The following is a 15,655-nucleotide window of genomic DNA, read 5'->3' on the forward strand; positions in this document are numbered from 1 at the left end:
CGTGGCAACGAATGGAAACAATCAGCTTTGCCGATTGGCTTCCGCCATCGCGACAATGACCTTGCGCGGCCCTTTGAATGGCGCCCGGGCATGAGCCGTGAGCATGTTGTCGAGCATCACGACGTCGCCTGCTTGCCATGGAAAGCTGATCTTGTGCCTGTCCAGCGTGGCCCGAACGACCGACAACGTTTCATCTTCAATCCTGGAACCGTCACCGTAAAAAGCGTTACGCGGCAGATGCATCTCGTCGCCGACCACGTCGAGCAGACTTTCGCGCACTTCCGAATCAAGATTTGAAACGTGAAACAAATGCGCTTGATTGAACCAGACCCATTCTCCCGTTACCGGGTGGCGCGCAGTACCCTGGCAGACTTGGCGCGTGCGAAGCTCGCCGTCATCCTTCCATTCGCATTCGATATCATGACCGGCGCAGTAGGCTTCAACTTCCGATCTGGAGTCGGTCCCGAACACATCTTGCCAATCGACGTCGAGACCATTGCCGTAATTGCGCACATACATCACTCCCTTATCGGCAAAGCGCTCACGAATGGCCGTCGGCATGTCGCTATAGATAGCGCGGCTATCAGCAATCGGCGTCTCGCCGCCTTCCAGTGCAGGCTGCACGCAATAGAACCATATCTTCATCGGCCAATCGCGCGTGTAGGCCTGTTCGTTATGTAACGGAATGTGCTGGTGAGGCGGGTATTCAGTAGAAGTGTAGACGCCGGAAGTAACCTGCGACCGCGGCGTTGAACCGAACTCGTATGTGAGCAGAGGGTGCCCGAAACCAGCGGCGAAGACGCGAAACGCATCAGGACCATCCAGGGAAAAATCGCGAAACACGATGCCGCCGCAATCAGTCAGGTGTCTGTCGATGACAGCTCGCAACAGAGGAAGCGCTTCATCCAGTGGTCGTCCCACGTCTCCCGCCTTGAGTAATAAAGGGAGACTCCGACCATCAATGAGTGGCTGAATGGAGAATGCGCTCATCATCGTCACTCCGCTGTAAACCGACCGATCGCTTTGATTGCTCCGCCAGTACCGCTTCGATCAAATCGATCAACTCGGCCTGCCGCGTGTGAATAAAAAAGTGATGCCCCGGCAAAACATCGAGCCCGAAGGACGCCGAAGTTTCCTGTTCCCAAGCCCGCAGGTTCTCGTTGCTTGTCTCGTCATCAGTCCCGCCGAAAACGTGCACGGAGCAAGGCAAGCGGGGCCGCATTCTGTAAGCATAGGCACCACACATCATGAAATCGGCGCGCACCACCGGCAGCGCCGATTTCATGAATTCGGTATTCGACAGCACCTCGTCAGGAGTTCCCCGAAGTTGGCGCAACTCCTGCAGCAGCGCCTCGTCATTCAAAGGAAGACGCCACTTGCTGTCATCCCGAACCGCCGGCGCCTCCGCACCCGACGCAAAGAGAACGGCCGGCGCCCTAACGCCGCGGTCGAGCAGATTGTGAACCAGCTCAAATGCGATGATCGCGCCGAGGCTATGGCCGAACACTGCATAAGGAACATCAAGGTTCGCGCTTAGCTCGCTAGCGAGTTGTGACGCTAGCTCGTGAGGATTGGTTGCCAGCGCTTCATCCATCCGTGCGCCGCGTCCAGGCCATTCGACCGGCCAGACATCGATCCATGACGGTAGAAGCCTGCGCCAGCGCGCATAGCACATCGCGCTTCCGCCGGAGTAAGGCAGACACAGAAGCCGCATAGGATGATTTGGCTCCGCCACTACGCTGATTGCGACGGTGCTTCGTCCATGAATTTTCGCAAGCTCAAGGGGCGCATATCGATCCACACCTCTTCGATGTAGTCGAGGCACTCCTTCTTGCTGCCGGTCTTGCCTACCTCTTTCCAGCCGTTGGGAACATCTTTGAACATCGGCCAGATCGAATATTGCTCTTCATCATTGATGACCACTGCAAATGTCACATCGTCTCTATCAAACACCATCATGGCCCAGTCTCCTTTTTCAGAAAACGAAAGCGACAATGTTTGACTAAGTCAGAAGCAGATGATGGTCAAAGCAATATCTACCAGAGCATTTTTTAATGTCTCAAAACTAATGAGCGAACATCACACTGAACTCGGTTTCGCCATCACATCGTGGCGAAAAAGATAACAATGAGGCGAAGTTTAATCTAACTGCAGCGACCTTTTGACATTATGATTACGCGCATCGCAAATGGTTCCTATCACACTATCGTCACATCTACACATTCACGTAGTCGTTCTGAGATTTCAAACGTGAGATCGAAATCTAACTTGAAAAGCGATCATCTTCGATCTGAGCGCCGATGGATTCAAGGAACAGAGCTACTAAGAAACAGAGCTACTAAGAAATGGAGCCACGGACGATCACCGTGCAGACTGAGACGGCAAAGCAGAGAGCGGGAGCCTAAATCAGATCTTCGCAACGTGAGTCGCAAAGATCGTCGAGCGGTCATGCTCGATGCACAGCGGTGTTTCGTTCAAGCCTACCGAGCGGCATCAAACGGCGGCCCACTCACGCGGTGCACCTTGTCGATATTCAGCCGCTTGAGACGCGTAAGCGCGCTATCGGAAATGTTTTCTTTTTCTGACGCGCGCTGACTCCGACGCACGCACCTCTTCATCCGGGGCCAGTTCAGATTTTTCGAGCTGGTTATCGTTCGTTGCACAGAACAGGGCGCACAACGATAAGCGGATCACCGCGCTGCAATCGAATTGATTCAGCCGGACGATTCTTCACCGCCAAGTCTTCAACACATCAGGTCTTCAGCACATCAGGTCTTCAGTACATGAAGACGAATCCAATCTAGGCGGATGGCAAACCGATAACGCCAAGAAGAACAAGCTGGTATCAATAAGGCTGAAGCCGATCGTGCATTGAATGCACCGTAAAGGCGACGTAGCCACCACGCCGCGCACATGCTCGACCTTCGTCTCAGCGCATCAAACGCTGAGACCCCGGTGGTGAGCTGTAAAGACGCTAGAAATTGAAGGTCGTCGACACCAGGTAGGTCCGGGGAGCGGCAAGCGTGATAACCCCGCTAAACGCCGACGCCCAGTAAGCCTGGTTTGCGACGTTTTCGACCATACCCCGGACAATAATCGGTTTTCCGTTCCAGGGCGAGATAAAGGTGTATCGCGCTCCCAGATCGACCCGCGTCCAGTCGGGGATGGTCAACGTATTTGTGACGTTGACGTATTGCGCACCCGTATAGATGACCCTGCCGGTCACGGTGAGACCGCGCACGAAGGGCGTATCCCATTCCGCTCCGATATTCGCGGTGACCACAGGAACACCGATCGCTTTCTTGCCGTCGTTGATTCCGCCTTGAGTCTTTTCCTGCACACCATCGATCAACGCGGCGCCGCCGAGCACGCGGATGGCGGGAGTGACCTCTCCGAATACATTGAGTTCCATGCCGCGGTTACGCTGCATGCCGTTAAGTTCCTGAGTCTGATTTCCGACTGCGCCGAGAGTGATGATGCTCCGCTGGCTGATATCGAAATAACTCAGCGTTGCCGTGAGTCGGCCGGCATCGAACTTAATACCGCCCTCGGCTTGCTGGGTTGGAGTTGGCGGGAACACGGTCCCGGCATTCGTAAAAATACCGGCCACCACGACGGGTGTCTGCAGACCTTGGATATAGTTCGCATAGAGCGAGATGTGCTCGACCGGCTTGACAACAATTGCATAGGCCGGACTCCACACTGACGAGCTAGTCTCCGGCCGACTCGAAGCGGGCGCCAGGAAATTTGTCACCTCCGTGCTGGCAGTCTGGTGACGAGCGCCGACCGTGAACTGTACCCGATCGTTCAGCATCGACATGGTATCGGATAGGCCGATGCTCGATAGCCTCACGCCGGTCCTCTGAGTGATAGCCAATCCATTGAAGTTGGTGGGCTGTGGTATGTTGGTCGGTTCGGTGTAGAGGTTCCAGGCAATTAGGCCCGCTGCGCGAAGGTTCTGGTCGTAGCCCCGGTCGTTGACCGAGTAATTGATATTCATCAAGTGATGAATAGGTCCGGTATCGACGTTCGCCCGGATACCAGTCGTGCCCGCGAAGGTCTCGAACGTCTCCTTGCCACGACCCGGTAGCCCGAGGAGATTCCCTGCATTATTTTGGATGTTGGGTGACGGATAGAGATAGTTGATGTTGCTGTCGTGATAACCGAACACGGCATAGGCGGTCATCCAGTCGGTTAGGTCGACCTCTCCCTGTGCTGTCGTGAAGAAGTCCGTGGGCGCGTAGTAGGCCCATGGCACCTGGAAGTTGAGGCCAGGTGTCGGCGGCTTAGGAATGGACGTCACTCCCGCACCAATCCCGAAGAATCGCAGAGGCGGCCTCAGATTATCCGCCTGATAGCCGACATCGAAAGCCGCGCGCACCCTTTCGCCCCGATAATCAACGCCGAGGACCACGTTTCCAAACTCGTCCGTCTGCCGATTCCACGGCGTATTTCCGTTCGAGTAAGTGCTGTTCAGCCTGACGCCCCACTCCTTGTGTTCGCCGTATCGCCGGCCGAGATCGACATTTGCTCCAAACTGCGATTGGGAAACATAAGTTCCCGTTATTCGCGTGATGTCAGCGTCGGTCGCATGTTTGCTGATCAGATTGATGGCGCCGCCGACCGCCCCGCCGCTCGCGACGCCGGTACCGCCGACGGTCATGCCGTTGAGCAGCGCGCTCGGTCCCTTGAGGACTTCGACGCGCTCGACGAAGTTAGCCCTCGTGGAATAGTATGGTGCGATTCCGTAGAGTCCGTTCAGGCCGTAATCGCCGCTGTCATAGAAAAAACCGCGGATAAAAAGACCATCGGCGCCGCCACCGGCTGGTTGAACAGCCCTGACCGAAGGATCGTTGGCAAGCACGTCGCGAATCGTCCGCGCTTGCTGATTCTCAATGAGTTCAGCAGTATAGCTCGTCTGATTGAACGGCGTATCCATCACGCTGCGATTGCCGAGCATTCCTAGGCTTGCCCCAGTCGCAACTTGGCCACCGGCATAGACGGGCGGCACGGTGCCGACCGTACCGGTTGAAGGCACCACATAAGGGACGGGCGCCGTCTCGCGTGGCGCGGGTGCGGCCACCCGTCTCTGAACGGGACTGGCTGTTCGGGTTCGTGACCGCTTGGCCGACTGTTGTGCTTTCGGCTTGGGTGCGACAATCGTCACAGGCGGCAAGTTGGATTGCTGCGCGCGCGCGGCTTGAATGACGCCGAATGAATCCACCGAGACGACGAAATAGCTCACCGCTCCCAGCGACGCTATGCTCACGATCGTCTTGGCTGAAAGTTCTCGCATGGTCCCCGTCCCCCAATTATCTAAGCAATCCAAACCCCAGCGGCTCGTAACATAAGAAGCGATTCTGACGAAAGGATCGGGAACTAGAAACTATCTAAAGTTGTGAGGAGCCTTCTACTACTTCCACTTTGGTACGCGTGCAGACTCACGGTTCGGAATTGCTCCTGCTCGACACAACTGACGCATTTTAGATTGCGACCGCAGACGAGAAGTCACTTCAGCGTACGAGCGCAGGACGAGAATTGGGCGGATTGAATGACCATTCGCAAATGGACCATCGCAAATGGAAGGGGCACCCCGCGGGGTGCCCCTTTTTGCATAAGCTTGTTAACGGGAGGTCCTCAATCACCTCCTACAGGCAAGCCTTCGCGCCGCAGGATTAAAGCCAGTTTAGCGGAGTGGTGATTGAAGGCCAACAGCAAGTCTCAAGGTATCCGATCCCACTTTAGTGCGACATGAAAACGGGAACGGTCATCGCCGAGAGCATTCCGCGCGTCACGCCACCGAACACAAATTCACGCAGGCGAGAGTGTCCATAGCCGCCCATCACGAGCAAGCTCGTCGAACCGCCAGCAACATACGACAAAATGGCATTCGCGACGTCCCTATCGGCTGCCGGTATCGTTTTCACGTTGACCTTGATATCGTGTCGAGCGAGATGCTGGCCGATTTCAGTTCCTCGAAGAACCTGTTCATTCGCGGTCTTTTCATCTTCAACAATAAGCAGCTCAACAGCATTGGCTTTTTTCAGAAACGGCAATGCATCATTGATGGCACGCGCCGCGGTGCGACTTCCATCCCAGCAGCACACGATCTTCTCAAGCTTCAGAACTTCCCGCTGGTTGCTGGGAACGATAATAAGCGGCCGGCCGGAATCAAAGAGCGTCGTTTCAATTAGAATGCTGTTATTGATGCCCTTGTGATCATCGGATTGCATGACGATACTTAAATCAAAACACCGCGCCACTTCTGAAAACGTCTGAGGTGTTCCTAAAACGAGACGCGATTCAGCTGAGAGTTCGCCGCGTTTCATAGCCAGTTCAAAACGCTCTATTGCACCGCGCGCCTCTGCTTCACTCTCGGCAAATAGATCGCCAAGAGCATCCGCGGGAATGTTCGCTTCGAAGTTAGATATAACGGCCGTCAAATGGGCGGAGAAAAGTTCGGCTATCGAAGCAGCAAAATCACGGGCGATATCCCGCGAGGGGTCGCGCTCCAGATGAAGAATAATGTCTTTAGGCATGCGATTCGCTCTCCAATCTGAACCATCCCCCGCAGAATTATGATATCGAGCATCAAAGCAAGGTCAAAGCTTCAAACCTTCGAAGGTTTTTGCGCGATACCTGGCGCCCTTTCGAAAGCATGATCGATCTTCCCGAGACGAAATATGGTTCATCGTCCCGACGGAAGCAAAATAAGCATATAAGAGGTTCGTATGGCACACCGCCAGTAGCGGCGAGACTTCGCGGAAAATAAATGTATCGTTTCTAACCTTCCTGCGATCATTTTGGATCGATCAATGCTCGCCGGCTCTCCGTGCGGGAACCAGTGCATGCCGAGGTCATGTGGTGAGGACGCTGATAATCGACAACTACGATTCATTTACCTACAACCTGGTGCACTTGATCGCAGAGATAAACCAGGAAGAGCCCCTGGTCGTCCGCAACGATGCGGTGACATGGTACGAACTCTCCCAAAGACGATTCGATAATATCATTATCTCGCCAGGCCCGGGGCGACCGGACCGGGCGGCGGATTTCGGCTTATCCAAGGCTGCGATCGAAGCGGCCGCCGTTCCCTTGCTTGGCGTATGTTTGGGACATCAGGGCATTGCCGTCGGGTCAGGCGCATCGTTGGCGCGGGCTCCATCTCTCGTCCACGGACGCACATCCAGAATCGTGCACCGGGGGTCCGGCCTCTTCGCCAACATGCCGCCATTGTTCAATGCGGCCCGCTATCATTCTTTTGTGGTCCAGCGTCCTCTCCCGCCCACTCTTGAGGAAATTGCTTGGACCGAAGATGGCCTCGTCATGAGCATCGCTCGTCGCGGGCGGCCGCAATGGGGCGTGCAGTTTCATCCGGAATCGTTTCTCACAGAAGACGGCCGGGTCTTGCTACGAAATTTTCGCGACCTTTCCTTTCTTTTCATGGGAAGAACCTCAACGCCACCGCTCGCAAGGCCGGACAAGCGGCGCACGACGGTGCCTACTGCCACGTCTCGTAAAGCATTCTGGCTCGAAATCCCGCGCGCGATTGACACCGAAGCGGTGTTCTGTTCGCTCTTTGCCGATCAGCCCTTCGCCTTTTGGCTCGACAGCAATCTTGCGGGGTCGCCGCTGTCACAATGGTCGTATATGGGAGATGCATCCGGGCCACATGCGGAAACGGTGCAGTATAACAGCATCGACCGAACGATCCTTATCGACGATGCTCGCGGGCGCCGAATCGAGAACGTCGATATATTCGAGTATCTTCAAAGGGAGCATCCGAGCCGGCCGCAATCGCCGCCGCCATGTCCTTTCGTCGGCGGTCATGTCGGGTGGTTTGGTTACGAGCTGCGACATGATTGCGGCTCGCCGACCACGCGGCGGGCTGCAACACCCGACGCCTTGTGGATCCGTTCCGACAGGTTCATCGCCGTAAATCATCTCGACGAAAAAACCTATATATGTGCGATCGATAGCCCCGGGGAAGCCGACCGCGCGCAGCATTGGATTCGTTCCGCACTTAAGCGGATCGAATCGGCGAACCGCCCGCCCCTGAATTTCCCTGACGTGATCGACCGGAGTCCGCTCGCGTTCGCCATGAAGGATGGAAGAGCGAGCTATCTCTCCAAGGTCGCCCGCTGTCTCGATTTGATCGCGCAAGGAGAGACTTATCAGGTCTGTTTGACCAGCGAGCTTTCCTGCACCGCCACAGTTGAGCCACTGCGAGTTTATCGCGCAATGCGAGGCGTCAATCCCGCGCCGTTTGCTGCGTTTCTCAAATGGCCCGGCGGAGCAGTCCTGAGCGCCTCGCCTGAGCGATTTCTTGCCGTCGACGCAGACGGCAACATCGAAGCAAAGCCGATCAAAGGGACGATCCGGCGCGCCGCCGATCCGCTTGAAGACCAGAAGCTGGTCGAAATGCTGCGGACCGATCGGAAAAACCGGGCAGAGAACGGAATGATCGTCGATCTCTTGCGTCACGATCTGTCCCGCTGCTGTGAGACCGGGACCGTATCGGTGCCAAGCTTGTTTGACGTCGAAACATATCAGACCGTCCACCAACTGGTCAGTACGATACGCGGCGTTTTGAAACCGGAGTATACGCTCATTGACGTGCTGCGCAGCGGCGCATTTCCGGGCGGATCGATGACCGGAGCGCCCAAATCCCGTACTCTTGAGCTTATCGATCAGTTGGAGCAGCGCGCCCGAGGTATCTATTCTGGATCACTCGGCTGGCTGGGTGATGATGGCGCCGCTGATCTGAGTATCGTGATCCGATCCATCGTGCTGACCGATGGACGGTTCTCTATCGGTGCGGGAGGCGGAGTAGTTGCGGAATCCACCCCCGAGGGAGAATTTGAGGAAATGCTCTTGAAGGCCGAGGCTTCGATCAGATCAATCGTCATCGCCACATTCGGAAGCTCCAGCGAAGGTCAATTTCGTCTGCTGGAGTCCAGCGACAGCACAGCGCAAGGCTGAGCACATCTGACGATCGCACATACCACGGAAAAGCTGGTGTGCACCCGCTGGCCTTGCCTTCGCGATCCAAATTTACCGGCTACGAAGATAAATCGCTCGCCGGCGGCATGACATGAACGAGGACCGCGCCGATCGACACGGATGGCGTCTTTATATCCACGCACTCCAACTTATCCCCTTTGCTGCGGCTAATGGCCTGAGACCTTTGATGGCGAAACGTCATGAGTAGCAGTGAGAGGTTCATCGAGATTCGGATTGTAATCAAAGCACTTCTATTTTGTGAATCAAAGCACTTCTATTTTGTGAACGGAAACGCAGCTTGTGTGAACTATCGATGACAGCAGTTTAACAACACACCAAATTTCATCATCACCAACATTAAGAACACGCATCAGGAGTCGTGCCTTGAGATTTGCTTTCGTGATCTGCGCGGACACCGCGGCGCACATGTTGAGGAATTGCAATCGGGACGAATTCGAATGGTGAATATCCCGCATCCCCGGGTCGCCTTTGGTGATTTACCTGATCAGTTCAATGCCGACGCAGACGAGGTTAGGCTCCCTCGGAAGACGCTGGCCGGTCTTCTTGATTTGTACATCTCCTCCTGGGATTTCGACGAAGATTGGTATCTCACAACTTACCCTGACATCGCGGCCGCCGTCAGCAGCGCCCGGTTTGCATCAGGATGGGCACACTTCAGATCGGTGGGATACCTTGAGGGGCGTCTCGGCTCTCCGACGATCGTAGACAGCGAATGGTATCTTGAGACGTATCCCGACGTCGCTCAAGCAATGCTGGAAGGCAAGATAGCCAGCGCTGCGGAGCACTTCGAAAACTTCGGATACGCAGAAGGCAGACTGCCGTCCAACCCTGGCGTAGACGCAAGGTGGTACGCCCGCCGCTATATGCACGTTCGCAAACCAAGTGAAGAGGAAAAACACGCGCACGAAGATTTTGTCAGGCGTGGGTACCGCGGGTTGGCGCTACCCGCTTCGCCCCGCTGAGATTTTTGAGGGATGAACATGTTAGAAGCGCCGCTGCTTCCTGTAGCTCTTCGCAATTTTGACGAATCTCGATATCTGGAATCCAATCCGCACGCGCGCCATGCGTTAACTTCAGGTGAAGCCGCCAGCGCGCTCGATCACTATCTGCGATTCGGCATCGATGAGAACAAGCACTCTACCATCCGCCGCGAGCCGGGCGCTGTGGCATGCTCGGTCGAACGATACTTGGTTTCGGAGTCAGGGTTCTGCCTAATCATCGGCTGGCTCGCGGATGAAGGCTGTGAAACTCCGCGAATGAAGCTGATCGGGGGCGATTTCACTGTCGAGTTACCGCGAACCGCATGTTTTAGGCAGGCCCGGAAAGACGTCGAGCAACACATCCGCGAGGGCGCCTACGACTATGGGTTTGTTGGGTTCGGTCAATCTCCCTCGAAGTCTCTTTTGAAGCAGCCACTTCTGTTTCAAGTGGCCTCCCTGACTGGCACGTTCCAGACAAAAATTACTCCAGAGATCGTGTCAGACAAGCGTCTTCTAAATACGTTATTGCAGATCATCGCTACCTGTGAATCTCATTCTGGCAAACAAGCGTCTTTGAATAGCTTTCTATGCGGAGCTTCGGGAACAGCTCTCATTCAGCTGTTTCGCTCTCATGTCGCATCCGCAGTGTCTAACTCTTACGTTGAGCGCTTCAGACCGCGCAAGGTATCAAGCTCATTTGTGACGGTGCTCTTTGGCTCAACTGAGCCGATTAAGCTTCAGCCGATGTTATTCCGGGAAGCGGGGATCGATTTCGGAGAATGGATCTACGTCTGCAACTCGCCCGAGGACGCGGACGAGGTGTTGCGGTACGCGCGCCTCATGTCGGACCTTTATGACGTGATGATCACTGTCATTGCTTTGGGAGATAACGCAGGCTTTGGCGCCGCAAACAATGCAGCCATCGATCACGCCGCTAGCAACCGCATCTTCATTATCAATCCCGATGTATATGCAATCCCCGCTTATGCACGCCAGATGAAGCAGGTTCTGGCAGATACCAAGCTGGGAAAGACGCTCTGGGGCGGATTGTTATTCTATGATGATCACAATCTCATGCATTCAGGCATGTTCATCGATAAAGATGAATTCGTCCGACGCAATTCTCTGAACCGCACCGACGACTCGGTGCTGGCACCATACGGACGTCTGTTACGAGTCGAACATTTTGACAAGGGCGTGCCATTTTCCGAACCAGAATGGCAGAAGCCCAGGGCTGTGCCCGCGATAACCGGCGCGGTAATGTCCTTTGAAAAGCCAATGTTTGAAAAGCTCGGAGGATTTTCTACGCGCTACATTTATGGCCACTACGAAGACGCCGACTTATCACTGCGTTGGAACGCATCGAACGGGCCTGTTTGCGTACACCCGCAAATTCGCCTTGTGCATCTGGAGGGACAGGGTTCGCGCGCTCGCGGTGAAGAATATCGCGGCGCCTCCATGGCGAACCGCTACTTCTTCACCGCCGAACATGGCGCTTACTTCGACAAGCATCTCGCCAAGACAAGCAGGCGTACGCCATGAAAATTGTCTACGTTAGCTATCTTCATCCTTCAATAGCGCCGGGTGGCGCTCAACAGGTGGCATACGAAATGTTTCAGGCTAGCCTGAAGCGAGGACACGATGCCTATTTTATCGCAGCGCTCGAAGCCAATCACGATCAGATCTACGGCAAACCCGGCGCCCCCATCGTCCCTGTCCAGGGCGAAGAACGGCAGTACTTTTATTTCCCGCAGTACTACGATTTCCTCCACCTTTCCGTTGGAGATTGGCGCTCGATCCAGTTCTTTCGTGAATTGATCGAGCGGATCAAACCAGACGTCATCCACTTCCATCACTACCACCGCGTCGGCGTGGAATCGATTCGTGCGGCCAGGATTGCAGCGCCTGACGCAGTCATCTGTTTTACGTTCCACGAGATGATGGCGATATGCATGGCGGATGGCCAGATGGTGAAGAAAGGCTCGCGCGATCTCTGTCGATCGGCCTCTCCTGTTTCGTGCAACAAATGTTTCCCGGACCTTCGCCCCGAGTTTGTGACCCTGCGAGCCGCTCGTCTGAAGGCCGCTCTCGGGGAATGTGACGTTTTTGTTTTTCCATCCGAGTTCATCGCCGAACGATATGTTGAGTGGGGGCTACCTCAGGAGAAGTGCGTCGTCATACCAAATGGCCAGACAAACCTTGGTACGACATTCGACCGCAGTCAGCATTCGCGGCAGGTCAACCGCTTTGGCTTTTTCGGACAATTCATCGACAACAAAGGCGTAGACGTCATATTTGATGCCCTTCTGTTGCTTGGTAGAGAGCAGCGGCTTCCGGCACAAGGCATCGTTGTCGAAATAAATGGCGGCAACAAGCACTACGCATCCGATGCCTATCTGGATCGGATCAATCAGCAGGTCGAAGAACTCCGCAAGTCCCAGTTCGGCAGGATCACCGTGCGTGAGAATGGAGCCTACGGCCGTGATCAGTTGGCCGAACGGATGGCATCGGTTGACTGGGTGATCGTTCCGTCGACGTGGTGGGAGATTTTTGGTCTTGTTGTTTCTGAAGCTTGGATGTTCGGCCGGCCGGTCATCGCTTCTGCAATCGCAGGTCTGAAGGAACGAGTGATCCCGCAAAAGAACGGGTTTACTTTCTTGCCACGGGACGGCCGGTCGCTGGCAGGTCTCATGTCGAATCTGGTCGGAAACGAGCAGCAATGGATCGCAACAAACCGATCCATTGAACAACCCTGGAGCGAAGACGAAATGCTGGACGCTCACCTGAGCCTTTGGAAGGAGTTCTCACCTACTGTTTACGATCGCCGGCACTCTCAGGCGGTGGCGGTCTAACGCACGGAGGGACGGATCATTTCTTTCCATGAGCAAGTTTCAAACCGAAAGCGAGGCATCCGGTTCATGTCCGCAGCCATCGGCCTTTGCGACTCTCAGCAACACCTAAAGCATAAGATCGTCCTGGCGAGTATGAGTAAGCGAGTTCACACGTGAATCTAGCCGCACCTCTATTCAATAGTTCGCTTCCAGCAATCCGAACTTCGATCGCTGGGATATCCAATGCGAAATACGAACAGCTGACCGACGGTTCCAAGGAGATCTACAAACAGGTCCTGCGCATCTTCGAACGCCATAAGCTCGAATACTTCTTGTTCGCTGGCGCAATCGTCGGATACGTCCGAAATGGTCGTATGCCCCCGTGGAATGATGATCTGGATGTTATCATTTTCGAAGATCAGATTAAGATCTTCGAAGACAGGATCCTGCCGCTACTGCGAGAATGCGGCTACGCTTGCTGGCCGGTGGCAGCGCCCTATGCCGGCGGAGGGTACCACATCCTGGCATTACAGCAGGACGCAAACTCCCGTCATGCCTCCATCGAACTCGCAGACGGAATACAGGTCGTAGTGCCATGGGCCCAGATAGACGTATTCTACACAAGCGTTGATGAAGCGGGCTTTATAAGAAACCTGTCAAACTGGGGCATGTACCATACAAAGGAAGTTCCCGAAGCATGGGTGAGGCCGGGCACCTTTGTCCACTTGGATTCCTTTCGCGCTCGTGTCTTCAGCCACTACGAGGATGATATCTGGCACGAGTACGGGAACGTGGCCAAAAATATCGTTGTTCATTCTCACGATAAAGTCGCGCTCAAGTTGATGGGGTCCGACTGGGAGAAGTTCGAGTTTGACTATGATGCTTTACTGTCCACGAATGTAAGAGGCATACCACCGAGTTTGAGCCGAACGCGGCTTGCTGAATTTGTACCGGGTGCGGGCCAGCAGATTGAAGCGTCAGCTGACGCAAACTTTGACACCATTGCGAAGATGATCTGCGAAGGTGGGTTTAGCGAAGTCACCCTGACCGGGGCCGACCAAAGCTTCTGGGTCCTGGATTTGAAACGTTTATTCCCAAGCGTAAAATTGGATGTTTTGATCAGTACTGAGAAGGAAGCGAAACGGGCGGTTCACCTGCGGCGATTCATCGATAGTGTAAAATGTTCCGATCCGGCAGTTCGTAAGATCTACGAGGATTGTCTGCTCGCCACCGATGCCACTTTCAACTCAAAGAGGGGTGATTCGACATGAACAACGTAATCACCTACGGAACCTTTGATTTGTTTCACGTGGGCCACGTTCGCCTGCTACAGCGCCTGCGAAGCCTCGGAGACCGCCTGATCGTTGGGTGTTCCACCGACGAATTCAACGATATCAAAGGGAAGAAATCTGTAATCCGCTACAACGAACGCGCCGAGATCCTTTCAAGCTGCAAGTATGTCGATCTGGTGATACCCGAAACGACATGGGAGCAAAAATGCAGCGATATCCAAAAGCACGACGTCAGAATATTCGCTATGGGCGACGATTGGGTTGGAAAATTCGATCATCTGTCTGCGGAAACCGGCTGCATCGTGACCTATGTGAGCCGAACATCGAATATTTCTACGACCGATATTAAGGGCTATCTGCGAAAGATTGATAGCGATACGATCGCGTCGATGAAGAACAAGATCGATCATCTGCGTGCGCAACTGGAGAAGTATTAAGCGTTCAAACCCAGGGCCGAGTGCTTGGACCCGTCCCGATCGTCGGATGCGGAAATGAGAAAGCAGCGGCTTTTCGTTCGCTCAACAATTTCAATTCTCTTACTGCTGGTCTCAGGAGCCTTTGGCATCCTATCAGCAACCGAGATCTGGATCGCGCCTCAAGCTTCCGTCCCTCCTTCTCCCCTGAATCGCGCAGTCGATTTTCTGGATATGTTCAAATCTGACGCTCCTTGGCGGAATGCGGCTCAGGTCATAAGCGTTTTCAAACTCTACGGCTCGTATCTCGAACATGCCCCTCAGGATCAAGTGAACCTGATCGTGGAGAATCTCAATAGTCGTCATATTTCGATCGCGGTTGAAGCGGGAGTGATGAACACCCCGGTGGCGAAACCGGCATGTGGGGGACCTGGGGTAGAAGGCTATTCGACGATCTCCCGTGCGAAGTTGATTTCAGAAAAAATCAAGAAGGCAGGAGGCTCGATCGCCTACATCGCAATAGACGAACCACTCTGGTTCGGGCGCTATTACAAAGGGCTTCCCGGTAAGAAGCCCGGATGCCGGCTCTCGATAGAGGGGGTCATCGATCTCGTGATGCCCGTGCTTCGGATCTATCGCGACGAATTCCCGACGGTGACGATCGGAGACATCGAACCGAGCGGCGTCGCATATCAGCCGGAATGGGAAACTGAGACGCGACGATGGCTTCGCGGGCTTCGCGAGCGTCTGGGATCACGCATCTCGTTCATGCAATTAGACGTACCGTTTTCCGCCGGCTCACAACAGGTAGCCGCTGCGCTACGTTTTTATGATCTGCTGGAGGCCTTGCGTGCAGAGAACTTGGTAGGAGCTGTCGGCATAATTTATAACGGACTACCGACTGACCGCACCAACAGAGAGTGGATCGACAACGCGAAGAGCCATATCAAATTTTTCGAGGACGACCATAAGCTTCGCCCCCAACAGGCGATCATTCAATCGTGGGCCTCGCGTCCAACACATGCTTTGCCGGAGACGGATCCGGATAGCCTCACGAGTCTGGCTCTATACTATGCCAGCCAGCTTCGTGGCCCTAAATGAAAGCTTCTCGCGCG

12 protein-coding genes are annotated in these 15,655 nt (G+C 54.7%); 7 read left to right on the plus strand and 5 right to left on the minus strand.

The features are described 5' to 3' along the window. Nucleotides 1-21: 21 nt before the first annotated feature. The 5 genes from B2M20_RS14300 to B2M20_RS14320 form a co-directional block, all read right to left on the minus strand. Nucleotides 22-990 carry a TauD/TfdA family dioxygenase gene (locus B2M20_RS14300; protein ID WP_079447724.1) on the minus strand — a complete coding sequence of 323 codons (969 nt, stop codon included), beginning with the start codon at nucleotides 988-990 and terminating at the stop codon, nucleotides 22-24. Next, nucleotides 959-1,714, minus strand: coding sequence for a thioesterase II family protein (locus tag B2M20_RS14305; RefSeq protein ID WP_079447825.1), 756 nt, complete (start codon nucleotides 1,712-1,714; stop codon nucleotides 959-961). Before B2M20_RS14305 ends, B2M20_RS14300 begins: the two co-directional genes overlap by 32 nt. A 20-nt stretch (nucleotides 1,715-1,734) precedes the next feature. Beyond that, entirely contained in the window at nucleotides 1,735-1,959 is a 225-nt protein-coding gene (locus B2M20_RS14310) for an MbtH family protein (RefSeq protein ID WP_079447725.1), read from the minus strand. Nucleotides 1,960-2,974: 1,015 nt separating this feature from the next. Then, nucleotides 2,975-5,296 carry a TonB-dependent receptor gene (locus tag B2M20_RS14315; protein WP_079447726.1) on the minus strand — a complete coding sequence of 774 codons (2,322 nt, stop codon included), beginning with the start codon at nucleotides 5,294-5,296 and terminating at the stop codon, nucleotides 2,975-2,977. A gap of 445 nt (nucleotides 5,297-5,741) precedes the next feature. Beyond that, nucleotides 5,742-6,539 (minus strand): universal stress protein, encoded by a 798-nt coding sequence (locus B2M20_RS14320; RefSeq protein ID WP_079447727.1) that lies wholly within the window; start codon nucleotides 6,537-6,539, stop codon nucleotides 5,742-5,744. Nucleotides 6,540-6,864: 325 nt separating this feature from the next. On the opposite strand from B2M20_RS14320, the gene pabB reads away from it, so the two are divergent. From pabB to B2M20_RS14355, 7 genes are all read left to right on the plus strand, one after another. Further along, entirely contained in the window at nucleotides 6,865-8,982 is a 2,118-nt protein-coding gene (gene pabB / locus B2M20_RS14325; RefSeq protein WP_079447826.1) for an aminodeoxychorismate synthase component I, read from the plus strand. A gap of 479 nt (nucleotides 8,983-9,461) precedes the next feature. Beyond that, nucleotides 9,462-9,986: a hypothetical protein gene (locus B2M20_RS14330; RefSeq protein WP_079447728.1), complete on the plus strand. Its 525-nt coding sequence runs from the start codon at nucleotides 9,462-9,464 to the stop codon at nucleotides 9,984-9,986. 12 nt (nucleotides 9,987-9,998) lie between these two features. After that, complete coding sequence (locus B2M20_RS14335) at nucleotides 9,999-11,546, plus strand: glycosyltransferase family 2 protein (RefSeq protein ID WP_079447729.1); 1,548 nt, start codon at nucleotides 9,999-10,001, stop codon at nucleotides 11,544-11,546. Then, nucleotides 11,543-12,856 (plus strand): glycosyltransferase, encoded by a 1,314-nt coding sequence (locus B2M20_RS14340; protein WP_079447730.1) that lies wholly within the window; start codon nucleotides 11,543-11,545, stop codon nucleotides 12,854-12,856. Before B2M20_RS14335 ends, B2M20_RS14340 begins: the two co-directional genes overlap by 4 nt. 152 nt (nucleotides 12,857-13,008) lie before the next feature. Beyond that, the gene (locus B2M20_RS14345) at nucleotides 13,009-14,106 is read left to right on the plus strand and encodes a LicD family protein (protein ID WP_079447731.1); all 1,098 of its coding nucleotides are present in this window, start codon (nucleotides 13,009-13,011) and stop codon (nucleotides 14,104-14,106) included. After that, nucleotides 14,103-14,564 (plus strand): adenylyltransferase/cytidyltransferase family protein, encoded by a 462-nt coding sequence (locus tag B2M20_RS14350; protein WP_079447732.1) that lies wholly within the window; start codon nucleotides 14,103-14,105, stop codon nucleotides 14,562-14,564. Before B2M20_RS14345 ends, B2M20_RS14350 begins: the two co-directional genes overlap by 4 nt. Nucleotides 14,565-14,618: 54 nt before the next feature. Then, the gene (locus B2M20_RS14355) at nucleotides 14,619-15,641 is read left to right on the plus strand and encodes a hypothetical protein (protein WP_079447733.1); all 1,023 of its coding nucleotides are present in this window, start codon (nucleotides 14,619-14,621) and stop codon (nucleotides 15,639-15,641) included. Nucleotides 15,642-15,655: the final 14 nt, after the last annotated feature.

This window comes from Nitrobacter vulgaris (assembly GCF_002028545.1).
Taxonomy (GTDB): Bacteria; Pseudomonadota; Alphaproteobacteria; order Rhizobiales; family Xanthobacteraceae; genus Nitrobacter; species Nitrobacter vulgaris.

What these genes read in the sequence shown, in the direction of transcription:
- B2M20_RS14300 (WP_079447724.1), bottom strand. Translation starts at nt 990, where the DNA reads ATGAGCGCATTCTCCATTCAGCCACTCATTGATGGTCGGAGTCTCCCT.
- B2M20_RS14305 (WP_079447825.1), bottom strand. Translation starts at nt 1,714, where the DNA reads ATGCGGCTTCTGTGTCTGCCTTACTCCGGCGGAAGCGCGATGTGCTAT.
- B2M20_RS14310 (WP_079447725.1), bottom strand. Translation starts at nt 1,959, where the DNA reads ATGATGGTGTTTGATAGAGACGATGTGACATTTGCAGTGGTCATCAAT.
- B2M20_RS14315 (WP_079447726.1), bottom strand. Translation starts at nt 5,296, where the DNA reads ATGCGAGAACTTTCAGCCAAGACGATCGTGAGCATAGCGTCGCTGGGA.
- B2M20_RS14320 (WP_079447727.1), bottom strand. Translation starts at nt 6,539, where the DNA reads ATGCCTAAAGACATTATTCTTCATCTGGAGCGCGACCCCTCGCGGGAT.
- B2M20_RS14330 (WP_079447728.1), top strand. Translation starts at nt 9,462, where the DNA reads ATGGTGAATATCCCGCATCCCCGGGTCGCCTTTGGTGATTTACCTGAT.
- B2M20_RS14335 (WP_079447729.1), top strand. Translation starts at nt 9,999, where the DNA reads ATGAACATGTTAGAAGCGCCGCTGCTTCCTGTAGCTCTTCGCAATTTT.
- B2M20_RS14340 (WP_079447730.1), top strand. Translation starts at nt 11,543, where the DNA reads ATGAAAATTGTCTACGTTAGCTATCTTCATCCTTCAATAGCGCCGGGT.
- B2M20_RS14350 (WP_079447732.1), top strand. Translation starts at nt 14,103, where the DNA reads ATGAACAACGTAATCACCTACGGAACCTTTGATTTGTTTCACGTGGGC.
- B2M20_RS14355 (WP_079447733.1), top strand. Translation starts at nt 14,619, where the DNA reads ATGAGAAAGCAGCGGCTTTTCGTTCGCTCAACAATTTCAATTCTCTTA.